Origin of the sequence: Hominisplanchenecus sp. (assembly GCF_046967715.1) — a bacterium.
GTDB lineage: Bacteria > Bacillota > Clostridia > Lachnospirales > Lachnospiraceae > Hominisplanchenecus > Hominisplanchenecus faecis.
The window spans coordinates 1-3,820 of the sequence record NZ_JBKVNQ010000110.1; the positions used below are offsets into that span (position 1 = coordinate 1).

Here is a 3,820-nt window from a genome sequence, read left to right on the forward strand (position 1 = left end):
CTCCAGAAATCAGGGTCAGGGACGCAGAAATGACGGTCAGAGACCATCCGGCGGAAGAAATCAGGGAAGCCGTATGGACGGCGGTTCCGCAGTGATAGAAAAACCGATCACCAAAGAATCCAGAAACCGCAATGACCGCGGAAGAAACGACCGTCAGGATAAAGTTGATAAATTCGAGAGCAAGAGCAACCGTTTGGGTCAGGGAGGAAAAAATAATTCCAAGAATAATAACGGCCGCGGCGGAAAGAATAACAAGCAGCAGGTAAAACAGCCGACACCACCGGTACAGGAGAAGAAGGAAGATGAAATCAAAACCATCACACTTCCGGAAACCATGACGATCAAAGAGCTGGCTGACGCTATGAAGATTCAGGCATCTGCGATCATCAAAAAGCTCTTCCTGGAAGGTGTTATGGTAACGGTAAACCAGGAGATCGATTTTGAAAAAGCAGAAGAGATTGCACTGGAGTTCAACTGCATCGCAGAAAAAGAAGAAAAAGTAGATGTGATCGAAGAGCTTCTTCATGAAGAAGAGGAAGATGAGAGCACCATGGTTTCAAGACCGCCTGTAGTCTGTGTTATGGGTCACGTTGACCACGGTAAGACTTCTCTTCTGGATGCGATCCGTAACACGCATGTGATCGCAAAAGAAGCTGGCGGTATTACTCAGCACATCGGTGCTTATGTCGTAGATATCAACGGACAGAAGATCACATTTCTGGATACACCGGGACATGAAGCATTTACTGCCATGCGTATGCGTGGTGCAAATGCAACCGATATTGCGATCCTGGTTGTTGCAGCAGATGACGGTGTAATGCCGCAGACTGTAGAAGCGATCAACCATGCAAAAGCAGCCGGCACAGAGATCATCGTTGCGATCAACAAAATCGATAAGCCAAGTGCCAACATCGACCGTGTAAAACAGGAACTTTCCGAGTATGAACTGATTCCGGAAGACTGGGGCGGAAGTACGATCTTTGTTCCGGTATCTGCCCATACACACGAAGGTATCGACACACTGCTTGAGATGATCCTTCTGACTGCTGAAGTTTCTGAACTGAAAGCAAACCCGAACCGTGCAGCAAGAGGTCTGATCATCGAGGCTGAGCTGGATAAAGGAAAAGGTCCGGTAGCAACGGTTCTGGTTCAGAAGGGTACGCTGCATGTCGGTGATCCGGTAGCATGCGGTTCCAGCTATGGCAAAGTCCGTGCGATGATGGATGACAAGGGAAGAAGAGTAAAAGAGGCAGGTCCTTCTACTCCGGTAGAGATCCTTGGTCTTTCCGATGTACCAAACGCAGGTGAGATCTTTGTTGCATGCGAAAATGACAAGGAAGCAAGAAACTTTGCAGAAACCTTCGTAAGTGAAGGAAGAGAACGACTGCTCGAAGAGACAAAGGCAAGAATGTCTCTGGATGACCTGTTCTCACAGATCCAGGCAGGTGACCTCAAAGAACTGAACATCATTGTAAAGGCAGATGTACAGGGTTCTGTAGAAGCCGTAAAACAGAGTCTTCTGAAACTTTCCAACGATGAAGTCGTTGTCAAGATCATCCACGGCGGTGTCGGTGCGATCAACGAATCCGATGTCAGCCTGGCAAGTGCATCCAATGCGATCATCATCGGATTTAACGTTCGTCCGGATGCAACTGCAAAGGCAACAGCAGAGCGTGAAGGTGTGGACGTAAGACTGTACCGTGTCATCTACGATGCGATTGCAGATGTAGAAGCAGCTATGAAGGGCATGCTGGATCCGATCTTCGAAGAAAAAGTCATCGGACACGCAGAAGTACGTCAGCTGTTCAAAGCTTCCGGTGTCGGAACCATCGCCGGTTCCTATGTGCTGGACGGTACGTTCCAGAGAGGCTGCTCTGTCCGTATTACCCGTGAAGGAACACAGATCTTTGAAGGACCGCTGGCATCCTTGAAACGATTCAAAGATGATGTAAAAGAAGTAAGAGCCGGATACGAATGTGGTCTTGTATTTGAGAAATTCAATGATGTCCACGAACTGGATCAGGTAGAAGCATATATTATGGTAGAAGTACCAAGATAGGAAAGCAGGTTTTGCCAATATGAGAAAGCATAGTATTAAAAACACCCGCATCAATGGTGAAGTACAGCGTGAACTGGCAAATATCATCCGCGGGGAGATCAAAGATCCGAGAATCCATCCGATGACATCAGTCGTTGCGGTGGAAGTTGCACCGGATCTGAAGACCTGCAAAGCATGGATCAGCGTGCTGGGCAATGAACAGGCCCAGCAGGATACCATTGCAGGTCTGAAAAGTGCAGAAGGATTTATCAGACGAAAACTGGCACATACGATCAATCTCCGTAATACGCCGGAAATCCGTTTTGTGCTGGATCAGTCCATTGAATATGGTGTTAGCATGTCAAAACTGATCGATGATGTAAACAGTCATTCTGAAAAGAGAGAGGATGAGCATGAAGATTAAACTTTCTGAAATTTTACAGGATACAAAGACCGTTGCGATCTCCGGCCATATTCGGCCGGACGGCGACTGTGTCGGCTCCTGTATCGGACTTTATCTCTACATACAGCAGGAATTTCCGGATGTTCAGCCAACGGTCTATTTGGAAGAAATCCGTGATTCTTTTAAGTTTCTGGAAGGAAGCGACCGGATCATACATTCCTGTGAGGAAGAGAAAGTATACGATTTGTTCATTGCACTGGATGCCGGGGACAAGCAGCGTCTCGGAGCGTCTGCAAAATATTTTGACACTGCAAAACGCACGGTCTGCATTGACCACCATATCAGCAACCCAGGCTATGCACAGACCAATTATATCGAAGCAGAGGCAAGTTCTACCTGTGAACTGATCTATGATATTCTGGATGAAGATAAGATCGGCAAAAATATTGCAGAGGCTCTTTATATGGGAATCGCCCACGATACCGGTGTCTTCCAGTATACCTGCACCTCTTCCAAAACGATGCAGATTGCCGGAAAACTGATGGACAAAGGCATTGCATTCACCGACATTCTCGATAAAACGTATTTCGAAAAAACATACCTTCAGCACCAGATCACAGGGCGTGCCCTGCTTGAGAGCATGCGGCTGATGGACGGCAGATGTATCATCAGCGGACTGCGTCAGCGTGACATTGATTTCTACGGCGTGACCCCGACGGATCTTGACGGTATTTCTGCACTGCTTCGCAATACGGAGGGCGTAGAGGTTGCTATTTTCCTGTATGAGGCCAACACGCAGGAATACAAAGTCAGCATGCGTTCAAAGTCCTATATCGATGTGCAGAAAGTGGCACAGTTTTTCGGCGGCGGCGGTCATGTGCGTGCAGCCGGATGTACCATGCAGGGTTCCATGCATGATGTGGTAAACAACCTGACCAGAGAGATTGCAAAACAGATGCCGGAGGAAATACAGTGACACCACAGAAGAACACTTTTAACGGAATTCTGAATGTATACAAAGAACAGGGCTATACCTCACACGATGTCGTTGCAAAACTCCGCGGGATTTTAAAACAGAAAAAGATCGGACACACCGGAACCCTGGACCCGGCAGCAGAAGGTGTGCTGCCGGTGTGTCTTGGAAAAGCAACGAAAGTGTGTGAGCTTTTAACAGATAAAGATAAAACCTATCAGGCCGTTCTGCACCTTGGCATCGTCACGGATACACAGGATATGACAGGCGAAATCCTGGAACAGAAGGACGCAGCCGTATCGGAAGCAGAGGTACGTGAGGCGATCCTTGGTTTTGTCGGAGAATATGCACAGGTTCCGCCGATGTACTCCGCACTGAAAGTGAATGGAAAAAAGCTCTGCGATCT

4 protein-coding genes are annotated in these 3,820 nt (G+C 47.7%); all 4 read left to right on the forward strand.

Translation table 11 applies throughout. The annotated features are described in order from the left end of the window. On the forward strand, nucleotides 1-2,059 hold a 2,059-nt coding region (gene infB / locus ACLTL4_RS11070), incomplete at its 5' end, for a translation initiation factor IF-2 (protein WP_412320545.1). Between the two features lie 19 nt (nucleotides 2,060-2,078). Next, complete coding sequence (rbfA, locus tag ACLTL4_RS11075; RefSeq protein WP_022119358.1) at nucleotides 2,079-2,462, forward strand: 30S ribosome-binding factor RbfA; 384 nt, start codon at nucleotides 2,079-2,081, stop codon at nucleotides 2,460-2,462. Then, nucleotides 2,452-3,417: a DHH family phosphoesterase gene (locus ACLTL4_RS11080; protein WP_215658648.1), complete on the forward strand. Its 966-nt coding sequence runs from the start codon at nucleotides 2,452-2,454 to the stop codon at nucleotides 3,415-3,417. Before rbfA ends, ACLTL4_RS11080 begins: the two co-directional genes overlap by 11 nt. Continuing rightward, nucleotides 3,414-3,820 (forward strand): tRNA pseudouridine(55) synthase TruB (gene truB, locus ACLTL4_RS11085; protein ID WP_412320546.1); only part of this gene is annotated, 407 nt, incomplete at its 3' end. The genes ACLTL4_RS11080 and truB, both read left to right, overlap by 4 nt.

Bases quoted from the DNA above. Each gene is read 5' to 3' on its own strand.
- rbfA (WP_022119358.1), top strand. From the start codon at position 2,079: ATGAGAAAGCATAGTATTAAAAACACCCGCATCAATGGTGAAGTACAG.
- ACLTL4_RS11080 (WP_215658648.1), top strand. From the start codon at position 2,452: ATGAAGATTAAACTTTCTGAAATTTTACAGGATACAAAGACCGTTGCG.